The organism is Saprospiraceae bacterium, from assembly GCA_016713025.1.
Classification (GTDB): domain Bacteria; phylum Bacteroidota; class Bacteroidia; order Chitinophagales; family Saprospiraceae; genus OLB9.
This window is the reverse complement of the sequence record JADJPZ010000002.1, coordinates 597689-624617: the sequence shown is the minus strand read 5'-3', so window position 1 is coordinate 624617 and position 26929 is coordinate 597689. Positions and strand designations below refer to the sequence as shown.

16 protein-coding genes and 1 pseudogene are annotated in these 26929 nt (G+C 37.1%); 11 read left to right on the top strand and 6 right to left on the bottom strand.

All coding sequences use genetic code 11. The features are described from left to right. The first annotated feature begins 108 nt into the window (after positions 1–108). Positions 109–2937, top strand: a complete 2829-nt coding sequence (uvrA, locus tag IPK35_02805; protein MBK8052227.1) for an excinuclease ABC subunit UvrA — start codon at positions 109–111, stop codon at positions 2935–2937. Positions 2938–3764: 827 nt separating this feature from the next. Here the strand turns inward: uvrA and IPK35_02800 are convergent. Both IPK35_02800 and IPK35_02795 read right to left on the bottom strand, forming a co-directional pair. Then, positions 3765–4577 carry an alpha/beta hydrolase gene (locus tag IPK35_02800; protein MBK8052226.1) on the bottom strand — a complete coding sequence of 271 codons (813 nt, stop codon included), beginning with the start codon at positions 4575–4577 and terminating at the stop codon, positions 3765–3767. Positions 4578–4613: 36 nt separating this feature from the next. Beyond that, entirely contained in the window at positions 4614–5675 is a 1062-nt protein-coding gene (locus IPK35_02795) for a COX15/CtaA family protein (GenBank protein MBK8052225.1), read from the bottom strand. A gap of 660 nt (positions 5676–6335) precedes the next feature. Between IPK35_02795 and IPK35_02790 the strand changes: the two genes are divergently transcribed. The 8 genes from IPK35_02790 (at position 6336) to IPK35_02755 (ending at position 18867) form a co-directional block, all read left to right on the top strand. Beyond that, positions 6336–6791, top strand: a complete 456-nt coding sequence (locus IPK35_02790) for a D-tyrosyl-tRNA(Tyr) deacylase (protein MBK8052224.1) — start codon at positions 6336–6338, stop codon at positions 6789–6791. Next, positions 6791–7129 carry a nucleotide pyrophosphohydrolase gene (locus tag IPK35_02785; protein ID MBK8052223.1) on the top strand — a complete coding sequence of 113 codons (339 nt, stop codon included), beginning with the start codon at positions 6791–6793 and terminating at the stop codon, positions 7127–7129. Before IPK35_02790 ends, IPK35_02785 begins: the two co-directional genes overlap by 1 nt. A gap of 234 nt (positions 7130–7363) precedes the next feature. Continuing rightward, positions 7364–8470: a tetratricopeptide repeat protein gene (locus IPK35_02780; GenBank protein ID MBK8052222.1), complete on the top strand. Its 1107-nt coding sequence runs from the start codon at positions 7364–7366 to the stop codon at positions 8468–8470. A gap of 85 nt (positions 8471–8555) precedes the next feature. After that, positions 8556–11405: a gliding motility-associated C-terminal domain-containing protein gene (locus tag IPK35_02775; GenBank protein ID MBK8052221.1), complete on the top strand. Its 2850-nt coding sequence runs from the start codon at positions 8556–8558 to the stop codon at positions 11403–11405. Between the two features lie 259 nt (positions 11406–11664). Beyond that, the gene (locus IPK35_02770) at positions 11665–12153 is read left to right on the top strand and encodes a T9SS type A sorting domain-containing protein (GenBank protein MBK8052220.1); all 489 of its coding nucleotides are present in this window, start codon (positions 11665–11667) and stop codon (positions 12151–12153) included. A 2-nt stretch (positions 12154–12155) separates the two neighbouring features. Then, positions 12156–16943, top strand: a complete 4788-nt coding sequence (locus IPK35_02765; protein MBK8052219.1) for a tail fiber domain-containing protein — start codon at positions 12156–12158, stop codon at positions 16941–16943. Between the two features lie 168 nt (positions 16944–17111). Beyond that, positions 17112–17546 carry a hypothetical protein gene (locus IPK35_02760; protein ID MBK8052218.1) on the top strand — a complete coding sequence of 145 codons (435 nt, stop codon included), beginning with the start codon at positions 17112–17114 and terminating at the stop codon, positions 17544–17546. Then, positions 17533–18867 (top strand): T9SS type A sorting domain-containing protein, encoded by a 1335-nt coding sequence (locus IPK35_02755; protein MBK8052217.1) that lies wholly within the window; start codon positions 17533–17535, stop codon positions 18865–18867. The genes IPK35_02760 and IPK35_02755 overlap by 14 nt, the downstream gene beginning before the upstream one ends. A 244-nt stretch (positions 18868–19111) precedes the next feature. Here the strand turns inward: IPK35_02755 and IPK35_02750 are convergent, their stop codons facing one another. From IPK35_02750 to IPK35_02735, 4 genes and pseudogenes are all read right to left on the bottom strand, one after another. Further along, positions 19112–20413: an amidohydrolase family protein gene (locus IPK35_02750; protein MBK8052216.1), complete on the bottom strand. Its 1302-nt coding sequence runs from the start codon at positions 20411–20413 to the stop codon at positions 19112–19114. 19 nt (positions 20414–20432) lie between these two features. Then, positions 20433–21812, bottom strand: a pseudogene (locus tag IPK35_02745) (amidohydrolase family protein). Positions 21813–21835: 23 nt separating this feature from the next. Next, positions 21836–23572: an amidohydrolase family protein gene (locus tag IPK35_02740; protein ID MBK8052215.1), complete on the bottom strand. Its 1737-nt coding sequence runs from the start codon at positions 23570–23572 to the stop codon at positions 21836–21838. A 124-nt stretch (positions 23573–23696) separates the two neighbouring features. Continuing rightward, a complete protein-coding gene (locus IPK35_02735) occupies positions 23697–25031 on the bottom strand; it encodes a glycosyltransferase family 39 protein (protein ID MBK8052214.1) in 1335 nt (444 codons plus the stop codon). 122 nt (positions 25032–25153) lie between these two features. Between IPK35_02735 and IPK35_02730 the strand changes: the two genes are divergently transcribed. Both IPK35_02730 and IPK35_02725 read left to right on the top strand, forming a co-directional pair. Next, positions 25154–26149: an AhpC/TSA family protein gene (locus IPK35_02730; GenBank protein MBK8052213.1), complete on the top strand. Its 996-nt coding sequence runs from the start codon at positions 25154–25156 to the stop codon at positions 26147–26149. Positions 26150–26296: 147 nt separating this feature from the next. Next, positions 26297–26899 carry a peptidylprolyl isomerase gene (locus tag IPK35_02725; protein MBK8052212.1) on the top strand — a complete coding sequence of 201 codons (603 nt, stop codon included), beginning with the start codon at positions 26297–26299 and terminating at the stop codon, positions 26897–26899. Positions 26900–26929: the final 30 nt, after the last annotated feature.

Below are 26929 nucleotides of genomic sequence, written 5' to 3'. Positions count from 1 at the left end.
GAGCAATAAATCCAAAAAAGTGTTGAACTTTGTTACTCGCATAATACTTTATATATCTGCCTTTACTATTTGTGCAACTCGGATGCATCATACCAATTTTTATCCTTTATGATTACTGATACTATTATCGCTACTGACAACATAGACGACAAACAAATCCTCCGCAACTTCATACACATCAAAGGTGCGAGGTCCAATAATTTAAAAAACATAGAGCTAAATATTCCAAAAAATAAACTAGTAGTCGTTACCGGAGTTTCCGGCTCAGGTAAATCTTCTCTCATCATTGATACGCTCTATGCTGAAGGTCAAAGGCGCTATGTAGAGAGTCTATCATCATATGCCCGCCAGTTTCTCGATAGGATGAAAAAACCGGAAGTAGATTACATCAAAGGAATCTGCCCCGCCATAGCTGTAGAACAAAAAGTCAGTACATCCAATGCAAGGTCAACAGTGGGATCAATGACAGAAGTGTATGACTACTTGAGATTGTTGTATGCACGAATTGGTAAAACCATTTCGCCGGTCTCCGGAGACATTGTCAAAAAACACGATGTTACAGAAGTAGTTAACTATATCTGTTCATTGCCGCCAGACACAAAAGTACAGCTATTGATTCCTCTTCAGTATCGCCATGAACGAACTTTGGGTCAGGAATTGAATTTGTTACTTCAGAAGGGATACAGCCGATTGTTAAAAAAAGGTGAAATAATTTCCATTGAAGATGTGCTGTCTGATACATCGATAGACTTATCAAAATCCGTGTTAAACCAAGATAAAAGTGGTCTTAGAGTATTGATAGATCGATTTGTAGTTGATGATAAAGAAGATAACAAAAAACGAATTGCAGATTCGGTGCAGATCGCTTTTTCTGAATCTGAGGGTGAGTGTTTTATTTTTACACCCGATGCAGAAGAAAAATATTTCAACAACAGATTTGAGCTTGATGGCATAATCTTTCTTGAACCGACACACCAACTTTTCAATTTTAACAATCCGTATGGCGCATGTCCCAAATGTGAAGGTTATGGTAAAATGCTGGGTATTGATCCTGATAAAGTTATCCCTGATGAAGACTTGTCAATCTATCAGGAAGCCATTGCTTGCTGGAGAGGCGAAAAGGGAAAAATGTGGTGGAATCAATTGATCATGAATGCGGACAAATTTGTTTTTCCTGTACACAAAGCATATAAAGAACTCACAGACACTCAAAAAGATTTACTATGGAAAGGAAATGATTATTTTGATGGAATAGATGCATTTTTTCAGGAACTCGAAGATGGAGCATATAAAATTCAAAATCGGGTCATGTTGTCCAGATACAGAGGGAAAACAGTGTGCAATGTATGCAAGGGAGGTCGTTTGAGAAAAGAAGCCACTTATGTAAAAATAAATGATACTGATATTACGAAACTCATACATATACCGATAGATGACCTTCTATCTTTTATTGACTCGATAAAACTCAGTGATTATGATCAAAAGATCGCTGAAAGAATTCTTTCTGAAATAAAAAGCAGGCTGAATACAATGGTACAAATTGGATTGGGATACCTTACGCTTGACAGGCTTGCAGCCACTTTGAGTGGTGGTGAAACCCAACGTATCAACCTCACACGAACTTTAGGAAGTAACCTTACAAACTCTTTATACATACTTGACGAACCAAGTGTAGGACTTCATCCAAAGGATACTGAAAAGTTAGTAGCTGTTCTCAAGAAATTAAGGGATCTGGGCAATACTGTAGTGGTAATAGAACATGAAGAAGCTGTAATACGCAACGCTGATTACATCGTTGATATAGGCCCTGAAGCAGGAGTACATGGAGGTAATTTAGTCTATCCCGGCAATTATTCTGATTTTATCAAAGGCATTAAAGATAATCTTACATCGGACTATCTTACAGGTATCAGAAAGATATATGTACCTGAGGCGAAAAGAAAAATACTTCAGAAACTGATCATTAAAGGCGCACGGCAACATAATCTCAAAAACATTGATGTGACTATACCATTACAGACAATGACAGTTGTTACGGGTGTGTCTGGCTCAGGTAAAACAAGTTTGGTAAAACATATACTGTATCCGGGTCTTAAGTTACTTATAAATGATCCTGTCGCATATGCTCCTGGCAAACATGATCAAATATCCGGAGATGTCCGCAATATCAAAATGGTAGAGATGGTAAGCCAAAGTCCTATCGGGAAATCATCCAGATCCAATCCTGTAACCTACGTTAAGGCTTATGATGACATCAGAAAACTATACGCTGATCAACAGCTCTCCAAGATCAAAGGCTTTGAACCTAAACATTTTTCATTCAATGTAGAAGGTGGTAGGTGTGAAACATGCAAGGGAGACGGATATCTTACAGTAGAGATGCAGTTCCTGGCAGATGTCACTTTGACTTGTGATGAATGTGGTGGTAAAAGATTCAAAAGAGAAGTACTGGAAGTGACTTATCAGGAAAAGAATATTTTTGAATTGCTTGACATGACTATTGAAGAGTCATTGGATTTTTTCAAATCCAAAAAGAATATTTTAGCCCGGCTTCAACCGTTGTTTGATGTAGGACTGGGATATATTAAGTTAGGCCAATCAAGTAATACGCTCTCTGGTGGCGAGGCACAGAGGGTAAAACTAGCTAGTTTTCTTACGAAAGAATATTTGTCAAAGAATATATTTTTTATTTTCGATGAACCTACCACGGGTCTTCACTTTCACGATATCAATAAACTCATGGATGCCTTTAATTCATTGGTTGAAAATGGTCATACTGTACTCATAGTGGAGCACAATATGGAAGTCATCCGAGCTGCAGACTGGGTTATAGATTTGGGTCCTGAAGGAGGAAAAGGCGGAGGAAATCTGATTTTCGAAGGGAGACCTGAAGAACTCAAAAATATAGAAGGATCATATACCGGTCAGTTTTTATAGGATAATAGCCAGTTTATATTGTGTTTTTTCCAATATTTTATTGTAAAGTAGGTGCATCGGTTTCGATCAAATATAGACTGTTTCAGAGCATATTGTTAGGAGTTATTAAAATAATCTGTTTTTAAAAAGTTCTTTTCATCGTAGCGATTTTGAGTAAAGACTGAGCAAAGCTTGTTATGAAAAGATTTATAGTATCTTGTTGGTAAAATTAATGTTTCACGTGGAATATTGGAATTATGTTCCACGTGAAACATCCATCCAGTATACTGTATCATATAAATCACTTAACAGGGCAGTGAAGGACAGTTAAATTATTTCTATTAATTTAAAGAATATTTTATTATTCTAAATACAATGTTAATCCAAAAACATTTATATTTGCAACGATAAATAAGTTAGCAAAAAGGTAGGTGAGCAATCGCCTGCCTTTTTTTGTTTATATCTGACCTACTTCCAAAAATATTTTACTACATTCTCTTATCTCAGAAGTTTATTACTTTCATACCACTCCATTTTTAGATCTAATGCTATTCTGACTTTTTAACAAGTGAGAGCAATAAACCTTATGAATGGACAATAAAACGCAATTCTTGAAATTTAGGTATTCCAAAAAATAACATAATAAAACAATAAAAGGTAAGTTGTGATTAGAAGAACAATCCCTCAATAAGAAGTGTATATAACATTAACCTTAATAGACGATAAAAACGTGGTTGGATTGGGTGGATCGTCTCAAGCGTAGCTTGACAGGCTCTTTAGGGAATCAGGGTAGCGGGGAAGAAAATATGAACTTGTGAATTTATTATACGCACTAATAAGAATATTTTCTAAGAAATGATAGTAGCTTGTTTTTCGTTCACGACAAAAGTATCACTCTCTACTCTTTTTACAAACGATCCTAATGCCTTATTAAATGCATCCGGGCGTTCCATCATAGGGGCATGCCCACATTTGTCTACTTTAACCAATTCAGAATTTGGGATTAATTCGTTAAATTTTTCACCAACCCAAATAGGAGTAACATTATCCTGTATACCCCAAACCAAGAATGTAGGCACTTTAATATTATCCAATCTATCCTCCAGATTGTGTCTAACAGCAGATTTTGCAAGTGCCACAACACACATAGCTCTCTTTAAATCATTTACGGTTTCATATATTTGATCAACCAATTCCTTTGTAGCTATAGCAGGATCATAAAATACGCTCTCTGCCTTTTGTTTCATATATTCATAATTTCCTCTCTTGGGAAATGTGGTACCCATAGCACTTTCAAAAAGTCCACTGCTTCCAGTCAAAATCATACTCCTTACTCTATCAGGGTTCTTCAAAGTATAGAGTTGAGCGATATGACCACCTAAAGAATTACCAAGTAAATGCACTTCTTTGTAACCCTTATATTCTATAAATTCTTCCACGTACTCTACCAATTTCATGACAGACAAGCTTCTCAAGGAAATTTCAAAAATTGGAAGAATAGGTACTAATACATTATGGCTCTCAGAAAAGTGTTTAACTATACCATCAAAATTACTTAAAGCTCCTAATAATCCATGTAACAATATAAAAGGAGTACCACCTTTATCTCCCGATTCTGCATATCGGAATCTACCTTCTTCAATTATATTATGCGTTGCCATAGTCTATAAAATAATGCCCCAATATAAGTTGTATTTCTATAATTTTTTAATCCTAAGTACAAATATTGTAAAAACAGTTACAGTCATAAGACCTAAGGCACCAGCCTGATGCATTACACCCCAAGAAACAGGGATAGCACCTTTACTGTTGATAACTGTAAATATTCCAAGAAGTATTTGTAATAAAATCGCTCCTAAAATAAAATATGGGAGCCATTTTATATATGTATATCTTGATTCCGAACAGGTTTTATACAATTTAAAACTCAAATAAACTCCAAATAGTAAAATTAAATATGCTGTATTTCTATGCAAAAAATGAATCAATGCCGGCATAAAAGTATTCCTGTCATAATTGTAAAAATTACTTAGCTTCCATTCTACCTTACTAAAAAGAATATCAGGAAGGTATGAACCGTTCATATCCGGCCAAGTGGGATAAATGACGGCTGCTTTCATGCCTGAAAGTATTCCGCCAAGTAAAAGTTGAAAAAGAATTATTCCCAAAAATACATAGGATGTCCTCAAAATATTTGATCCTGTAAATACCATATCAGGATTTATGTCCAATACCTTCAAATACGTCCACAATAGTGCAACAAAAACACAAACTGCAATCAATAAGTGGATAGATAATTTATAAGCATTCACCCAAGGTCGATCTACCAAACCACTGGCCACCATAATCCAACCGAAAATAGCAGCAAGAAAAGCAAAAAATACAACAACGGCAAGATGACGAATCAGAGGTTTATCCATCATACCTTTGCTATAAAAATAAATAAATGGTATCAGAAAAACAAACCCCATGACTCTTGCCCACAATCTATGTATATACTCCCAGAAATATATGAATTTAAAATCATCTAAACTCATCCCTTCGTTTACTTCCAGATATTGAGGTGTTTGTTTATATTTCAAAAATTCATCATTCCATGTCCCCTCTGACAATGGCGGAAGTGTACCAGTCACTACTTCCCATTTGGTAATCGATAATCCTGACTCTGTCAATCGTGTTATTCCTCCGACGATAACCTGGATAAATACCATAACAATCCCTATAAAAAGCCAGATTTTAATACTCTTTGAATATTTCATATTTTGGGTTTCATTTGTATAGCAAACAAAAAATTGATTCCGAAAAATTTAAAATCATAATTATTTAATTTACAATATATTATGATTTAAATTAATTGCAGAATATTTTCTGTTCACTATAACTGTCAAATGATAAAACTATCAAATAACAGCAAATCTTACATCTCGTTCCCAATATTGGGCATCTAGATATCGATGCAAAGGTAGCTATACATTTTATGATTTTAAAAGTTAAAAAGTCATTGAGCCAAATTTACTATTAATAATTATTTTTTTAAGTTAAAAATAGAACTATCATTATAAGGCTTGTGGAAATGTTGATAATACATACTTTCAATAAAAATACATTCTTATTCACATGTTATAAACATATATTTGCAAATTAAATTATTGAATATTAATCAATTAACATTTTACCATTTTGAAATATAAACATACACACATTTATTTTGGAGTGTATATAATATGTTGATAGTATGGTTAAAATCTCATCATAAATGTACATATCTTTTTTTTTAAAATATATAGTTTTATTTTATGATAATGATATACTATTTTTACAATTATTTATACAAAATGTGTGTGGATAAACAATAATATAAAATATTATAAAATCAAATATTTATACATATTAAATTATTAAAATGTTAATAAGATATAATGAGAGTAGTCATACAGAGGGTTTTAAAAGCAAGCGTAACCATTGACGATACTATCCACTCAGAAATCAATAAAGGATTATTGGTTCTTTTGGGTATTGAAAAAGAAGATACATTAGATGATGCAACATGGCTGGCATTAAAATTGTCTGCTATGCGCATATTTAGTGATCAAGATGGTAAAATGAATCTATCTATAAGTGAAGTAGAAAATGGGGAATTTCTTGTTGTAAGTCAATTTACATTGTATGCAAGTACAAAAAAAGGTAACAGACCATCATTTATAAAGTCAGGTCATCCGGATATTGCAATACCTTTGTATGAATATTTTTGTAAAAAATTAAAAGATGTTGCTTCTGTAAATGTAAAAACTGGAGTTTTTGCAGCAGATATGAAAGTTTCTTTGATAAATGATGGTCCTGTGACTATTATTATGGATTCAAAAACAAGAGAATAGTGAATATAAAAAAGTACCAAAAGGATGTAGACCACTGGATCAATACTGTGGGAGTAAGATACTTTTCAGAACTGACAAATATGGCCATCCTTACCGAAGAGGTAGGAGAGGTAGCCAGATTGATGGCAAGAATATATGGTGAACAATCATTTAGAGATCAAATAAGTATCGAAGAGCAAAAGGACAAACTGGCAGATGAACTGGCGGATGTCATATGGGTTATCACTTGTCTTGCAAACCAAACAGGTATAGATTTGGAAGATAGTTTGATAAAAAATTTCGCGAAAAAAAATATGCGTGATTATGAAAGACATAAGGAAAATGATAAGCTAAAGTAAGAAAATATATTTATATAAAGGATACTATCAACTTCAATCATTTTTCACCACATAAAAGCTATTTATTTTCAATGCAATGGTTATAAAACAATATATAATTGAAAGAAATTGAACAATTTCATATTTTTTTTTAAAAATTCATATTATATTGAATTAAAAGATATATTTTTGTTACGTAGTTATGTATAAAATTATTCTTTAATATAAATTTTGGAATCTTAAAAAGCGAATTGCATGAAGTGGATTGTATTATTTAGTATTATCTGTAATATTTATGTGGTATTTCATCACGATGTAGTACAGTCGTTTTTATACAATAAAAATGATGATAATAGTAACAAGATCATTACCGTAACTAACATTATCACGGAAAAAAAACTGGAGGTCAAGGATGATTTAAAACCCTTTAAATCAGGTATTAAGCCAAAATTACACCAAAAACCTAAACAAGTAACACCTAAAGAAGTCAAACACTTTCTATCAACAAATAAAAATAGTAATGCTGATTTACTATCGGAAATTGTAAGAATTGAAGACAATACAGAACCTGAATATAATATAAAAGTAAAAGTCCGAACTATAGATTCATTTGATATGACAAATATGGAGGTTATTGACTTAACTTCATCAATGGAAAATAATAAACTAAATAGAGAAGCCACATCATTGACCAAAGTTTCAGAGGGAACCACTCAAACGGTAGATGCATCTGTTTCTATTGGATCAACGGATGAGTCGGATAATGGTGAATTGAAAAAAATTACAGAACTTGCAATATCGATCCCAACAATTGGAGTATCTGAGATTATCCATTCGGAAAATACTTCATCATCTGATGCATCACTCGAAAAACCAGATAAAGGTGTATTAAAAAAAGATGCAGAACTTGTAACACCGACATCATCAATTTCAGAAACAACCCAAGTTAGTGGCTCGTCAATTTCTGATAAAACAGTAAATGATGTGGAGCACCAAGTGGCTGTAAAAACGAATTTAGAGAACAAGGTTATTTCTGACGCAGAGAGCCAAATAAAAGAATTGTCTGAAGCTAATGCAGATGAAGACGATAAAAAAATTAAACAGTATGAAAAAAGCCTGACCATCAACAGAAACTTTGAAATGGCTCTGCAATATAATATGAATGGCAATCATACTAAGGCAATTCCTTTATATTTAAATATACTTGAAGTAGACCCAAACCATAAAGAAGCAAATTATAATCTTGCATTAACAAAAATAGAACTCAATGACCTAAAAGAAGGGTGTAAACTTCTTCAAAAATCATACAATCTCGGAATTAATCAAGCAAAGGAAATGATTGACCAACATTGCAGATGGTAAACCTCTAAATATTAATCATTTTATCACATCATTATGTGATTGGTTATACTCTGAAAATTTCGCAAAATCAACTTAGATTTGTGAAATGAAATATAAAATAAATCAAAAAGCTTTTTTATACCTCCTTGTATTATTGAGCATTCAAACCAATGCTTTCAATCAATCTCTTTCAAATGTAGTATGGTCAACTTATCATGGAGGTTCCGGAATGGATGCATTCAGAGACATGGTGATAGATGAACTTGGTTTCGTCTATGTAGTAGGAACCACATCAAGTACTTCAAATATATCTACGCCATCTGCATACAAAACAACAAATTCGGGACAGAATGATGTTTATCTGGCGAAATATACAACATCCGGACAAAAAGTTTGGTCTACATATTATGGTGGCTCGGGAGATGATATCGGACAAAGTATCGACTTAGATCCACAGGGCAATGTCGTCATCACAGGATTGACTTTTTCAGCTTCAGAAATAAGCAGTCCGGGCACTCATAAGGCAAATATATCTGCAAGTGGCGACATTTTTGTAGCAAAATTTACCAATTCAGGGATATTGATTTGGGGTACCTACTATGGAGGTGACCGTTTTGATTTTGCCAATGATATAGCCGCTGACAATAACGGAAATGTCATTATCACGGGATGGACAGAGTCAGGAAATGGTATTGCATCAACTGGAGCATACAAGTCTATCAAAAGTGATACTACAGATATTTGTATCGCAAAATTTTCTCCAAGTGGACAAATAATTTGGTCTACATATTATGGGCATAATGGTGCTGAATTAGGCTTACAGGTAGAAAGTGATGCACAAAATAATATTTATTTTTCAGGTTGGACATCGTCAACCGCTCAATTTGCTACAGTAGGAACGCACCAAAGCATATATGGAGGTGAATCTGCCGATGCATTTATAGGAAAATTTAATCCAAATGGTACCCTACTTTGGGTTACATATTTTGGAGGTTCTGGGAGGGATTATGCGGACGCCCTATTTGTCACACCTGCCGGAGATGTTTATGCCGGTGGGTATACTACATCTGACAATAATATATCAACTCCAGGGGTACATCAGACCACCAGAGGTGGTGATGCTGACGTATTTTTAACCAGATTTAATACCTTTGGTACCAGAATGTTTTCAACATACATGGGAGGAAACGGATTTGACGCAGCTTTCAGAATCGGACAAAATGCGGATGGTAATATCGTAGTGACTGGTCACACATTATCAACGACTAATATCTCTACAGTAAATGTATTTCAACCAAATAATAATGGTTCATCAGACGCGTTTGTATCTGTATTTACTCCTGCTGGATTACGGATTCAGTCGACTTATTTTGGTGGATCCGGTATAGAAGAAAGTAAAGCAATAGTCACAGACAGAAGTAATGCAATATACATCGCTGGAAAAACTACAAGTAGCAGTAATATTAGTTCAGGTAATCCTTCACAATCTAACTATGGCGGAGGACCAGAAGATGGGTTTATTACGAAATTTTTATGTACACCACCCGTAATAAACACCAATAACAGGAATATTTGCGAGGGTGCAACATTACAACTTTCCACAACCTCCGGCTCGAATTATGTGTGGGAAGGTCCCGGAGGTTTTACATCATCGATCCAAAATCCACAAACTACAAACCTAAATCAATCACATGCCGGTATTTACACGGTTACAGTGACTGATGTAAGCGGTTGCAGGGCTACAGATTCTATCCAAATTAATGTTTTGAATGCTCCAATTGTATTGCCGGGATCGAATAGCCCACTATGTCTTGGAGGAACTCTCACTCTTTCATCATCAGGAGGTGTATCATACCAATGGTCTGGCCCATCTGGTTTTTCATCATCACTACAAAATCCTGTGATCAACAATGTTTTAAGTACCAATACAGGAATTTATAAAGTTACCGTGACAGGATCCAATGGCTGTCTGAAAACAGATTCTGTCAATGTGAACGTGTCAGGACAACTAAATGCTGCAATCACATCAAATAGTCCGGTCTGCGACGGAGATACTATACGACTCTCGGTAACAGGAGGAAGTACAGTAATATGGTCTGGCCCTGCAGGATATACCTCAAACCAAAGATCAATAAAAATACCGGCGGCAGCGCAGGTGGCGGGTACTTATACTCTAACTGTAACAGATAATAGCGGATGTAGCCTCAGACGAGATACTATGATCAGTGTCATACCCAGACCATCTGCAAGAATTACTGGTAGGGATACAATATGTCAAAATGAAAATACAACGCTGACCGCTGTCGGTACAGGCAGTTATTTATGGAGTACAGGGGGTACAACGGGACAAATTACTGTAAATCCAACCCAAAATACTGTCTATTCTTTGCGACTTACACACAATGGGTGTAGTGATTCTGCAAGATACAATATTATAGTCAATAAAACACCACAAATCAACATATTGACTTCCGTTACGAATATAAGTCCTGACCAGATGCTAAATCTTACCGCTACAGGTGCAGATAGGTATTTTTGGTCTCCTGCAGCCATACTTTCATGTACAGACTGTCCAAATCCTGTAGCTAAACTGCAAAATACTACTGAAATCTGTGTTGCTGGATTTAATGGTTTTGGTTGTCGTGCAGAAAAATGTATAACAGTAGAAGTCAACGATCCATGTGACGTGACCTTACCCAATATTTTTTCTCCAAATGGAGACAGTAGAAATGATCATTGGTGCAGTCTCGCCAAAGATTGTATCAAGGAACAACATCTTACAATTTATGATAGATGGGGAAATAATATTTATTCATCTACGGGGACAGAAGTTTGCTGGAATCCGGAAAATGAATCTGTAAAACTGCAAAATCAGGTGTTTACATATATACTAATACTAAACTTGATTGATGGTATGGTAAAAACACTTACAGGAAGTATCACATTGATAAAATAAAAATCATTTTCTATCATTTGATTTGATCCAAATACACTTACCAAGGTCACTGACATGTTTACTATCGTATATAACAGATATTTTATCAATAATATCTAAGAAGTTTATGGTCAATAGTTCAAATATTTTGCAAATTCTTCAAATTATTGTCAAAAAAATCTAAATTTTCACATGATCATGTGATATGAGGCTTTAGTTTTTTGATTTTTTTCATTATAATTTTGTGCGGGAAACTTTTTTAACACAAAATACTTATAAAATGAAAAGAAAATACTTTTTACTACTGCTAATCATATTGATTTTGTTGGCACGAAATCAGTTGGTCATAAGTCAGTGCCCTACACTGAAAGTGTATGCTGTCAGTTATTTTTCCGGAGAGTGTGGTGGAAGAAATCATCAATCTCTGGTAGGTACCAATATACCAATCTATGGTAACAATGGACTATGGTACTTTACATCAGTATTGACAAATGACATACAAAAAACAGTATCAGCAGAAGATACATACACGACCGGCTTTGTAATATATCCCAATCCTGTCCTCTATGGATTGAACATAGAGTGGGAACATGAAGAAAGCGCAGAGGTAAGTATATGGAATCAACTGGGGCAAAAACTATTTAAAACAGAAATCTCACCGCATAGCCTAAGCACTGTGGATGTAAGTGAACTGAAAACAGGATACTACATCCTAAAAGCAAAAACCAAAGACAACAAACAATTTTATCAAAAATTTATAAAACAATAAAAATGAAAAAGTTAATACTGGCGACCATAATTATTTTGATTTCGCTAATGGTGAAATCTCAGAACCTCAATTACCAGACGGTGGTTAGAAATAGTAGTGGAGATATACAAAAAAATACAACGGTCTATCTTCGATTTACCATATTGGAGACAGAAACAAGTGGCGTATTGTATAGGGAGTCTCAGAGCCCCGTGACAGATCAATATGGTTGGTTGAGCACCACCGTAGGTAAAGGAACACCACTCAGTGGAGTATTTGCAAATATTAATTGGTCAAATCAAAGGTATCTGTTGGTAGAATGTTCAAATACCTCCGGAGGTACCTACCAACAAATAGGTATAAGCCCGATAAGCGGAGGATCTGCCGGTGCACAAGGCCCAAAAGGTGATCAAGGTATCCAAGGAGTAACTGGTCCTGCAGGACCCACCGGCCCAAAAGGCGATAAAGGTGATGCGGGCAGTGGTGTAAAAATTGTAGGTTCTCTTGCAAGCGCCACTGCGCTACCGTCAGCATATACAGGTGCCGTAGGCGATATGTACATCACACAAGATAATGGCAATGGTCACGTTTGGACAGGTGCTGCCTGGACAAATATTGGGCAAATCAGAGGTCCACAGGGTATAGAAGGTGAAGCTGGACCAACTGGGCCAGCAGGTGCTGCCGGACCAAAGGGAGATAAAGGAGATCGTGGAGATCAGGGACCTCAGGGAGTCGCAGGCCCTGCTGGCGCTGCCGGTCCAAAAGGTGATAAAGGTGATGCGGGCAGTGGTGTAAAAATAGTAGGTTCTCTTGCAAGTGCCTCTGCACTACCGTCTGCGTACACAGGTGCCGTAGGCGATATGTACATCACACAAGATAATGGCAATGGTCACGTTTGGACAGGTACCACCTGGACCAATGTAGGGCAAATCAGAGGTCCACAGGGGCCACAAGGTATAGAAGGTGTTGCTGGTCTAGCTGGACCAACTGGCCCAGCAGGTGCTGCGGGACCAAAAGGCGATCGTGGAGATCAGGGACCTCAGGGAGTCGCAGGCCCTGCTGGCGCTGCCGGTCCAAAAGGTGATAAAGGTGATGCGGGCAGTGGTGTAAAAATAGTAGGTTCTCTTGCAAGTGCCTCTGCACTACCGTCTGCGTACACAGGTGCCGTAGGCGATATGTACATCACACAAGATAATGGCAATGGTCACGTTTGGACAGGTACCACCTGGACCAATGTAGGGCAAATCAGAGGTCCACAGGGACCACAAGGTACAGAAGGTGCTGCTGGTGTAGCTGGACCAACTGGTCCAGCAGGTGCTGCCGGACCAAAGGGAGATAAAGGAGATCGTGGTGATGTGGGTCCAAAAGGAGACAAAGGAGATCCCAGTGATGGCTCCAACGGATGGTCTTTGACAGGTAACTCTGGCACCAATCCCAATACAAATTTTATCGGCACCACAGACAACCAGGCTCTGAATCTGAAGACAAACAACTCGACAAGAATTGAAGTAAAAGCCAATGGTTTGGTTGGTATCACGGGCACAGGAAATCTCACCGGGTTAGAGATAGGTAGCGGAAATACTGCTAAGCAAGTTGACAATGGAAAAATCCAATATGGTGGTTTCGGAGGTGGTAATCACGATTTAAATATCGTAGGTGGCGGTACAGCCGATGATGGTAGCGATCGTTATTTAAGAATTTTTTCTAACAGAGGAACGGAAATAGTTGGCCCGCTTGACGTCATTAACACTTTAAGAATAAGAGGAGGTTCGCCCGGAGCCGGTAAGGTGCTTACCTCTGATGCCAACGGTAATGCATCATGGCAGACACCGGGATCAGGTACCGCTGCCAATGCATGGTCATTGTCCGGTAATGCAGGTACAAATAGTGAAACTAATTTTATTGGTACAACGGATGATCGAGATCTGATATTGAAACGAAACAATGAAATAATTGGTGCACTAAAAGGGAACAGTATAGCATTCGGCACCAAAGCTTTAGAAAATAATACCAATTTGAGCACCGGGAATATAGGAATAGGAAATGGTGCATTAGAAAAAACTACTACTAATTCTAATAATGTAGGAATTGGGCACCTAGCACTTAATAAAAACAGAAACCATAACAATATTGCTGTTGGCGCATTTAGTTTGACAAATGATACTTCCGGAACCAATAATGTGGCTATAGGATTTGGCGCTATGTTCAATAAAGCAAATGGTGCCAATAACGTTGCCGTAGGTTATGAAGCTTTAAGAGCAAATAATATGCACAGCAATATAGCAATTGGAGCAGATGCATTAAAAAACAATATAGGTGGAGCTAATAATACCGCAATTGGCTTTAAATCATTAGAATTTAATAAAAACAATCACTCAAATGTTACTTTAGGAGCATTTACATTGACAAATGATACGATGGGAGCAAATAATGTCGCCATAGGTTATGGTGCTATGTATAATAAATATAGCGGAGATAACAATGTGGCTATAGGATATGATGCATTGTGGGACAATACACACGGTGTGGGAAATGTCGCTATCGGAACCTTTGCAGGAAGAAATAGCAAGTCATCAAACAAATTGTATATCGAAAATAGCAATGCAGACTCAACACGTGCCCTTATATACGGTGATTTTGCAGCAGATAGCCTCCTTCTGAATGGAAAAGTAGTTGTAAGAAATCTGCTTGGAATAAAAGGTAATGGTATTCCTTCAGGCATAAGCTTTGCATATGACAATAGCCAAAAAGCATCGGGCTCTGGTAAGATTCAATATGGAGGTTTCGATGGACAGGACCACACTTTAAACATTGTGGGAGGAGGTATAAATCCGGATGGTAGCGACAGAAAGGTTAAATTATGGTCACTTGGTGGTACTGAAATAGAAGGAAACCTGGATATGACAGGGTCATTGAGAATGAGAGGTGGTGCGCCAGGAGTAGGTAAAGTATTGACTTCTGATGCTAATGGGAATGGAACATGGCAAATACCGGTTGACAATTCAGTGACAAATGAAATTCAGACATTGTCACTCACAGGAAGTACGCTTTCTTTATCCAATGGAGGTGGAAGTGTCACTTTACCTTCATCTGGTGGTGGCGGAACGACTTATACTTCTGGTACAGGTATCAATATTAATGCTTCTAATCAGATCATCAACACAGGTGATACAAACGCATCTGATGATGTCACTACATCTACGATGGCAGGAGGCGATCTGACTGGAACATATCCCAATCCCCTCGTGGCAAATAATGCCATCTCCGGTGCAAAAATAGCTGATAATGCGGTGACAACATCTAAACTGGCAGACAATGCAGTAAATACATCAAAATTAGCAAGTTCTTCAGTCACAACTGATAAAATAGCAAATAACGCCATAACTATTGATAAACTCCCTTCCGGAGGCAGCAATACTACTTTTCTAAGAGGTGATGGTACATGGACATTACCGCCTTCAAATCTTAGTCAGTGGACAACCTCTGGAACAAATATATACAATAACAATAGCGGAACTGTCTCAATAGGTACGAGTAGTCCATCTACTCTGTATAAACTCGATGTAAGAGGAAATACAAGGATAACAGGAGATTTGATTATTGACGGTGAAGATGCCTTAAGCTATATTGGTATTAAAGGTTTTGGAGAAATTGGTTCTAGTATAAGTAACTCCAAATTAAATTTAATGAGCGCACCGGATCAAAAAGTAATGATCGGCAGTAGTACTCCAACTCAAAAATTAGATATTGATGGACAAATTCGTATCCGAGGGGGAAATCCTGCTTTAGGAAAGGTATTAACCTCTAGTGCTGATGGTACTGCAACCTGGGAACAAAAGGCATGGACAATAAGTAGTGGGCATATCATTGCAAATACTTCTGGTAATGTAGGTATAGGAAATATCAGTACAAGCGACAAACTTCTTGTAGCAGGCAATGCAAAATTTGAAGTTAATTCTACTACAACAAAACCAACTCTGGCACTGGTAGAGACAGAGGACGATTATTCTCGCTTAAGTTTTCAAAATAATATTAATGGCGGTCAATGGCACATCGCAGGACGTAGTTATGATGGAGCATCTGGTGCAAATAATTCAAGATTAAATTTCTATTTTCAAAACAACCAGGGAGCTGCTGATAGGATGACTATCCTAGGTAATGGCAATGTTGGGATTAATGACGCTAATCCAACTCATAAGCTTCAAGTCAATGGTTCCACCTACCTTAAAGGAGAGTTAAGAATTAGTGGGACAAACCCATTAGACGCTACAATTACGAATGGTTTTAATACCATGTTATTTACTGCACCAAGCCTGACAACAGATTTATATCAAATAGGATTTGCAGGAAACCAAGCCAGTGGACTTCCTCAAACAAGCTTTTATCCCCTTGGAAGTAATAAAATCGATCTTGGCAATGCCACAAATAGATGGAGGACTCTATTTTCTGTAAATCCTATTAATTCCTCTTCAGACATGCGATTAAAAAAGGATATAGCTGATATAAATAACTCATTGGATTTAGTAATGAAGATGAGACCTGTTTCTTATACCTGGAAAAATGGCGACCCTGACACACACCTTGGATTTATAGCACAAGAAATGGAAAAAGTTTTGCCAGAAGTGGTAAGCAAACCAACTTCTGAAAACGATCATTATGGCATGAAATATACCGAATTACTACCAGTACTGACCAAAGCTATTCAAGAACAACAAAGCATGATAGAAAATCAAAATAAAGAATTGGCAAATTTGAAATCAGAACTTGAACAATTAAAAAAATTGGTTTATAGTTATGCAGAGAATAAATAAATAGTAATTACATTGGTATATTCAAAACAACTCGTCTCGTCAAATTATTTTTTACTGAAACGAGTTGTTTTGATTTATTGAGATACTTGTAGGTCAATTGGCGGAGGAAAAAGCAGGGACATTTTTCTAGATTTACATTATTTTATTTCAAGAGTAAATATTAAACAAATGAACACATCTAAAATATCACTTATTATCCATTTCATCTTGGGCATTATTTCCATTGTTTTTGGATTAAAATACTTATTTAGTACGGAATTTTTACCCTATCATCGTGAGGCCATTCAAATGGATTGGACCGAGTTAGACTCAAATTTGCAGACCATATTGTTGGGCTTCATGAGGGCTACCGCTGGAGGATTATTATGCTCTGGAGTGCTGGTCATCGTATTGCAGTATAGATTTTACAAACAGAAATTATGTTGGCTACCCGTGCCTATTTTATTGGCAGGATTGATTACCTCATTGGGTGCAGTATATGCTACTGCCCTGGTAAAATTTAATACAACTGCTTCTCCACCATTTTTACTGTCTGTTTTAGTTGTATTGGTTTATATTTTGGGATACTTTACAAATAAAAGGTCAATAAATGAAAATAATTAATTTGCTAACTTGCCTGATATGCCTGCATATATACGTTTCGGGCCAAAACCCCTACTATGTTGGTCACAGCCTCATCAACCTCAATATACCTTTTATGGTCAAAGAGCTGAGGACAGCTGCCGGCCACTCAACCCAATACCGTAACCACATCAACAATGGAGCTTCCTTAAAAACCCAATGGTCAGATCCTACACACTGGAATTACAACCCTATCTGGACACCATCACTCGGTATGGATGTAGATCATGGTACCAATTTTATGTCTGCGCTGTCACCATCAGCAGCACTTAAATTTGATCATGTTATCATCACAGAGAGTGTTCCACTTTTGCACAATCCGGCCGACACCACCATCAAATATGGCAAACTATTTCATAATCTCGCATTAACTCACAAAAACCCCATTACTTCATCGATGATGCAAACATGGGAGTATGTGGCAGGGAGTAATTATGCTAATTGGCGTAATACTTTTAATACCTATATCACTCATTGGGAAAACAGGGTGAACGGGATTCAAAATAGTACATCGCAACAAATGAAGATCATACCTTGTGGTTTGGCATTGGCTGCGTTGTACGATACACTTCAGCTGGGCCCGATAGGCTCACTCACATCGATGTCACAACTATTCAGTGATGATATTCATCTCAATCATACAGGCAATGCATTTATGGCTTATATATTGTATGCCTGCATCTACAGGATGAGCCCGGATGGATTGCCGGCAGTAAAAGCCGGTCCTTATACCAATGATATGACTATCACGGATGCTACAGTAAGATCCAGGTTACAGAAAATAGCCTGGCGAGTAGCGAGTACATATCCTCATTCACCAGCTTACAGCATCCCGTTGGCAATCAGGGATGTCGGCTGTTTTGATGTACAAGAATTGAAATGGAATACAGTCAAAATCCACTTTTGCCTACAGCCAGGTTTTGAAGGGTCAGATATCAGGATTCAAAAGAGTAAAGATGGCACCAACTTTGTGGATGTTCAAACCATCAAAAACCCCAAATCGACATCTATACAGATTGTGGAAAATTGGATAGGTATTATTTATTACAGACTGGCTTCGGGTAGCAACTATTCAGAAGTTAAGACCCTAAATAGGAATAAAAAACAGATCACACCAAACATTGTAACAGAATACATCATGCTGGAAGGATTAAAAGGAGAGCATATCAGCTTGATCAACACATCAGGACAAGTGATGATGCACATTGTGCCACAATCAGATCAAATAGATGTAAGTGGTTTACCCTCAGGATTTTATTATGTGAAATTGGAAAATCAGACTATACCCTTTGTTAAGTTGTAAATTTCGGTAAAAAAATATTTATTGTTACATTTGATTACCACTATTGAAAATAAGTTTTAGCTGTGTGTATAACAAACTGCACAAATTCAAATTTCTTCCTCGCTACCCTCATTCCCTTAAGAGCCTGTCAAGCTACGCTTGAGACGACCTGCCCAATTCAACCACGTTTTTACCGTATATTAAAAAGAACACTGAAAAAGTGCAATTTGGTATACACATATGGGTTAGCTCGCATTTTGAGGAATCATTTCACCCCGGGCGTCCTCTCCAGAAACTCATCATAAAACAGCGTATGTCTGCTTTCCAAAGGTATTTTCCAGCCTTTTATAAACAAGTGGTCGATTTGTGATTTTGTCTCAAATGGATCACCTGTAGATACAAATAGATTAGCCACCTTGTTTTTTTCCAGACTACCGTACTTCGCTGTCACACCAAAAATTTCTGCAGGATGAATGGTTACCGCTTTGAGAGCCTCTTCCACTCCCATACCATAAGCTGCGGCAAAACCTGCGTTGAATGGCAAATTTCTGGTGTTTTCTGCGCCATCTGTACGAATAGCGACTTTAACTCCTGCTTTTGCCATTTTACCTGCATTCGCATAAGAAGCGTCATACCTGTCATTATCACGACCGGGAACAGCAAGAACGGGACCTGTTATAACCGGAATTTTGGCTTTGGCAATTTTATCCGCCACTCTCCATCCTTCTGATACACCGGTCAATACAGCTTTAATCTTTTTTTCTGATATCCATGTCAAGGCTCCTTCAATATCACCCATTGAATTGACTTCGATAAAAAGCGGGGCATTTCCCCTGTATATGGGCATTAGGGCGTCCATTTGTGGATTGTTGTTGAGCCATTTTTGATTTTCTACTTTTGCCAGTGAATCCATTTTATGATATTGAGCAACACTTTCCCAAACATCATTGATATTTTTCATGGCTTTTTCCGCGTCTTTTTTAATGTCCTCATCTGTTCTTCTATCCCATCGGCCCCTTCTTCCTGTAGATGGAAAATTCATGACCACATGCTCAGCACCTGTCGTCATTTGTTCAGGGCTGTAACCGAACAAGTCGATCAAAGCTCCTGTGCCCGGAAATGTACCACCTGATGGTTTGGCAAATACGGTAGTAACGCCATTTACACGGGTGACGGGTATAGCCACCGCATTGGGATTGACAGCTGTCAATGCCTTCATGTGTGGGATAAAATCTCCCAGTTCGCTGTAGTCATTAGTGACAGATACTGATGAAACTTCTGAAAGACCAACCCTGCTGCCGCCGTCTATCATCCCGGGATAAATGTGTTTACCTGTACAATCCACCACTTTATAATTTGGCGATACAGAAAGATCTTTACCAATATCCGATATCATGCCATCTTTCAGGAGTATATCTCCGATGAAAGTCCCGGAAGTGACAGTATGTATTGTACCGTTTTTGAGCAAAAACACACCTGACTCCGCTTTTTTTACCTGCTGAGCATAAACCGTTAAATTAAAGCAAATTAATATTAAAACCGTTGGGATGATATTAAATTTATACATTTTGTAATGATTATGGAGATTAATGGGAGTGATTTTGAGAATATTTAAATCGCATATATCTGGCATAGCTGTCAGAGAGCAGAATTTCAGAAATACCTCTGAGGCAGCTTTTGTCCTCTGAGTTGATATCGTTTTCATAAAATGATGAGTATTTTTCTGATGGATTGATATCTACCCGAACATCATCAGGATCTTTAGTGATATCAAATCTGACCTGACCATCAACAACAGTCATCTGAGGAATTGCGTAAACGGACAAAGGGTGACCTTTGAAAATAGCTATATCGGCATCTTTTCCTACTTCCAGAGATCCTGTTCTTTTGTCGATACCAAGCTGTATTGCGGGATTGATGGTGATCATGGCCAAAGCCTGATCATCGGTAAGATGGCCGTATTTTTGTGTTTTTGCGGCTTCGTGATAGAGGTGTCTTATCAGTTATTCTGAATCAGAGTTAATAGATGTGACCACGCCATTTTTTGCAAGAATAGCCGCATTATACGCTGTAGAATAATATACCTCAAATTTGTAGGCCCACCAATCAGCAAATACAGAAGCTGTTGCACCAAATGCTGCCAATTCAGGAGCTACTTTAAATCCTTCATTGACATGCTGAAAACAGATCTTATTGACACCAAAGTCTTTGAGTACACGCATGAGCATCAAAATCTCATCTGCCCGGTAAGAGTGGCAATGAATCAGGATATTTCCCCGTAAAATGTCAGCCACTGTTTCGTTTCTAAGGTTGTAAGACGGGGACGTTTTCCTTATTCCTTTTTTGTATTCGTCCCATTCTTTCATATATATCTGAGCTTCAGAAAAAGCATTTCTGAATACTTGTTCCACACCCATACGCGTATTGGGCATAATTCTGTTACCTTCACCATGTACCCGAATAGGATTTTCGCCCAAAGCAAATTTTATCGTGCGGGGAGCACCATCCATGCGGAGGTCGTCGGGATTGACCGTACCATATCGGTGTTTTATTGTTTCGCATTGCCCACCTATGGCATTGGCAGAGCCATGCATAGCATGTGAAACAGTAACACCACCCGCAAGAGCTCTGTAAATAGATACATCCAAAGGATCGAGCGCATCACCGACATTGACTTCGGCTGTGACGGGATTTGTAGCCTCATTGACTACATCAAGTGCAATATGCGAATGACAGTCGATGATACCAGGCATTACATAAAGCCCGGTTGCATCTACCACCTGAACACCTGTCGGTGCTATGATATTTTTATCTATTCGGGCGATTTTTCCATTGGTGATCAGGATGTCGGTATTTTCTTTTGTACCCTGAGTCACGGTCAACACCGTTCCGTTTTTAATTAATACATTTTGTGCCTGTGTTAATAATGACAGGAAGCACATCATGATAACTATATATTTTGTCATGGTTGTTTTTTTTTGATTAAATATTAAAGTTTTGGATCACTTTCGAGGTCGCCTTTTATAGGAAAAGAGCCGAATTGGCCAACAGAGACAGAACCTTTGTAGGATTTATCTTCGAATTCAAGGGCGAAATCTACTTTTACAGGCTGACCCAGGTTTGTCATAATGTTGAAGGACACCTTGGTTCCGTCTACATTTACATCAGACGCTGGATCATTTTTGTCAGGAGAAGAATCATCGGTGACAGTGATTTTGTATTCATCCTGATTTTTTGATATTTTGATTTTACCTTTCTGTACAGAGCCGGGTACTTCAACCGTATAGGACCAAAGGCCTGCAATTTTTGAGGATTCAGAAGATTTTGACTCTTGTTTTTTAGGTTTTTCAGAATAATCATACTTTTTACCATCTACAAAGACATATTTGATTACTGATTTTTCTTGAAAATATGGTTTATCAGATACAACTAAGTTTGCGATTTTTCCTTTCTCAACGGTACCAGAAAGGTTTGAAATTCCGAGCATCTGTGCAGGGTGGGTCGTCAGGGCAGCGAGAGCGTAATTTTCAGACAGACCATTTTCAATCAGACGCCTAAGGCTCTTTTTGATTTCTGATGGTTTTGCATTCAGAAAAGAGAAACTAAACTTAATTCCATTCTTTTCAAAAACGGAGCCTTGCGAGAGATACTCTTTAATAGATTCCAGCTTCTTTTTATCAAACTGATCTTTTTCCGGGTTTTGCTCTTTTTTGATTTCTTTTTTTACTTCTTTGGCAGCGGCTGTGTCTTTTTTGCTTTCAGCTTTTTCTTCCTCAGGAAGTTCAAGCGATAGAAGCACCTGAACATTGGATTTTTTTATTCTGTCTATATAATGCCAACCTTGTTTGACCTCCGTCAGGACCAAATCAAATCCCAGTTCATCTTTCAGAGAAAGAGCCTTGTGTACGTCTTTCGTACGGGGAGCGATAAAATGAAGGGGCATTTTTTTAACAGTCACAGGATAAAGCGAGGTCAATTCCTTTGCATAATTTGGTCTGGTGAGACCACCCGAAGGCATACTTTTAAATTTTTCTTCATGGGCGCCTGCGATAGCGGCATTTTTGTATAGATCCCGGAATTTTGCGATAGCCGCAATGGATGTGGAAGGATATACACCACGATTGACCTCAAGCTGAAAAGTCTGGGCAACCGGTGACTTCAGCAACATTTTATCATTGCTGCCATCTCCCAAAAGATAAATCCCGCTTTGACCAGGTAATAGAAGACCTCTGGGAGCCACATGTGATATGACAAAACCTGCAGCCCTCATATCGCTCACAGACTTATCTGAAGATTTAAATACATCCGAAGCCTGAATCTGGGGAGTGATACCGGCGACATCATTGGGTGGATTACCTGGGTCCTGAACTCTGGGTCTTTCTCCTCTACCTTCCGGTCTTGCATTTCCGGTTTCGAGTCTGGCTACGCCAACATTGGAATATGCATCGATAAATCCCGCATACACATAAAAAGAATCTGCTTTGATGATCTGGGCATCAAACGGTGGTTTTATAGCAGGGCCTATGTCCGCTACAATCCCATCTTTAATCAATACATGTTGATTAGAGAGAATTGTTCCCGGTTGTTTAACCACAAAACAATTCTGAAGGAAGTAAGTGTTGCTCAATAATTTTGGGGCATCACTGTTTTGGGCAAAGAGTGATTGCGGGCAAAAACTCAAAATAATTGCAGACAAAAGTGCCCAAAGGATTTTTAATTTCAGCATTTTAATGATTTAAAAATTATAAGTTGACTTCAGGAATTATTGACACTAAATATTACTATCCTGAAAAAGTGCACAAATTATAATTCTGTCAGAAATAATGGATATTTAGCAGGTAAAATCTTTTTTAGTTTTTGAATTTTGAAAGGTTCCCTTCTTGATTTATGTAAACACTGTATCCTTGTTCGATCAGGTGCTGCAATACTTTAGATTCAGGAGTGTATGGGTAAGCCAGATAATCATGATAAAACATAATTTCAATGTATGATTCAGTATTAAAAATTATAGCATTTTTGTCTTCAATTACATTTTTGATTTCTTTCACCCATGTTGATTTCTTTTTGACAGCATCAATGTCTAAAGCTAACTGGACTCTCTCAAAACTTCGTCTTAATGAAAGGGAAATAATTAAAATTAATATGAAAGTATTTAAACTTTTAATATGAATAGGATTTGCCTTCAGATGATACCAAAACATTGCAAGTATAATAAAGATCGCCGGAGCTGTGATAAGTGGATATGCCACCATCTTGGTAGCAACTAAAGAAAATATAATATATGGTATAAGTACCCAAAGAGCCAAAGTCAGCGTTTTAGACCTAAGTGGTTTGGTTTTTATACTGAACAAAAACCAGATAAAAGAAATAACTATCAACTCATTCCAGTATTTTGAAGCATACAAGATATGCCACCACCAAGCCCCGTCATGTCCTTCCAGTACTTCTGTGATATGCCTCCAGTTATAATCACTCTCCCATCTTGCTTCAGCTGGAAAATAACTAAAAATATACCATTGCCAGGGCATCACAATGATAGCTGCTATAAGTAATATCATGAAAGTATCAATGATTACTTTCCTAAAGCCTTGGATTGGAAATAAAAGTGTAATGAACAATGGCAAGACTATCAATGCAGTCAGCCATTTAGTCAATATAGCCATACCTAATGCCACACCTAAAAGCAATAAATACCATATATGCGATTTTTTGATGTAAATAATGATGATAAAAACACATAGCTCTACAAAAAACAGGAAAATAGTGTCAACATGATCTGTTGCCTGAGCGCCAAAAGTAAGTTCCAGCAATAATCCATTGATCGATTGAAAAAAAGCTGCTAAAAGAGCAATTTTTTTTTCACTGAAAAAGAGTGCGATCCTGAATGTCAGATAAATGGATATTGTAGAAAGAATTATTGATGGTAGCTTCACAGCAATTTCATTTGCACCAAAAGATTTTATACTCAAAGCCATAATCCAAAGGGCCATTGGCGGCTTGTGAAGCCATATATGATTGGATGCCCAATGTTCGATGTGATAAGGTAACGGAACTGTTTTGTACAAAAGCGGTAGCAGAGGGTTTTCAGCAAGATGTTTAGCAACCAACGCGTGATATCTTTCATCCCATTCATACAAATATGGATAAAAAAGTCCCAGGCATCGGAGCAGAAAACCAAAGGTCAATATTAAAATTAATGTTTTTGTTTCAATAAAATTTTTATAAAAATCCGAAATATTCAATATAAATTTGTTTTTGCATTAAATTGACCATAAACATACTCAAAATCACATTAATTCTGAAAATCATGGCAAAAAGATTTTTAATCATCAGCATCCTAATAGTCCAATTTGGTTGTGGAGTAAAAAAAGAATCAGCTAAAAAATACCATGTAGAAGGTATTACTGAAAATTTGAAATCCGGAGAAGTGGTATTGGAAAAGCTTGATCTGGTAACAAATGAAAGAGCTTTTGTCGCTAAAAAAAAGATTGTTGACGGACGGTTTTCTTTTACTGATACTTTGTCGGCCTGGGGATTACATTCGCTGGTCATTCATGATTCGGTCAGAATACCATTTTTTATTGAACCTGGCAAAATACATGTGAATATACCAGATCACAGATCCAATAAAGCTGATGTAAAGGCAGGTATCAATAATGACTTACTAAAAAAACACATGTTTGCTTTTAATAAGGCAGAAGGAGTCAAACTGATAGAAAAGTATCCGAATACCATTTTTGGTGCATTTACTACATACTATGTGATGATGAATAATACCTTTGAAGGAGACACACTGGAGCAACTGATCTCCAAATTATCCGGTGATGCCCTGGAATCGGTGTATATTCCACATATCAAAAAAGTATCAAAGGCAATAATATCTACAGCAATCGGGAAAAAAGCACCTGACTTTGCAGTATTGGATTCTGCGGGAAAAGAAATCAGACTTTATGACCTTAAAGGCAAATATGTATTATTGGATTTCTGGACATCGTGGTGTAAACCTTGCAGGGAAGCAAATCCTCAGTGGAAAATAATGTATGACAAGTATAAAAACAGTAATCTTGAATTTATGGGAGTTTCTTTTGATGTAAAATGTGAGTCATGGAAAAAAGCTTTAATAAAAGATGAGCTACCCTGGCCAAGTGGATGCAACTGTGCGGGTTGGGATGATATATCAGATATGTATGGAGTAAAGTCGGTACCTCAGACTTTTTTGATTCATCCCGACGGCACTATTTTGGACAAAAACATTAAACCAGCAGACTTTGAAATAATATTTAAAAAGCACCTAAAAAATTAGAAAGTTTTAAGACTGGTATAAAAAATCTCTAAAATGGTACCACTGTTGAAATGAAAGAATATATTTGCTAGACAAAGTGTTTAAATAATTTACTTTGAGTTCAATTTTATTATTAATATTCTGAAAATAAGACAAATAGCAAACTTTATGGAAATGCGAAAAATAAAATGTTTAATCGTATCAGTATGTATCTTATTTACATTGGTACTACCACAAGCTCAAAAAGTGATGATATATACTTCTGCGGGAAATATAGAAGTTGAATTGTATGGAGATAAAGCTCCGGTGACCACCACAAATTTTCTTCAGTATGTAAAAGATGGAGTTTATAATGGTGGCTCGTTTTATCGGGCAGTAAGACCGAACAATCAAAGGAAAGATCAACCACATATCGAGGTCATACAAGGGGGTATTGACGCAGATTCATTAAAAAGGAGAGCACCAATAGAGTTGGAACGCACTTCGGTCACAGGTTTAAAACATGAGCACGGTACAATATCAATGGGCAGAACAGGACCCAATAGTGCGTCCTCAGAATTTTTTATCTGTATCAATGCACAGCCCTCTCTTGATTTTGGGGGTAATCGAAATCCCGACGGACAGGGATTTGCTGCTTTTGGCAAAGTTACCAAAGGTATGAAAGTGGTCAGAAAAATTCAGCAAAGAAAAACTACATTGTATCCTGCATTAGGATTGAATCAAAGACTGGTCAACCCTGTAAAAATCATCAAAATTGAAATCATCAATTAATTTAATAATCTTAATAAAAAACAAGAAAGC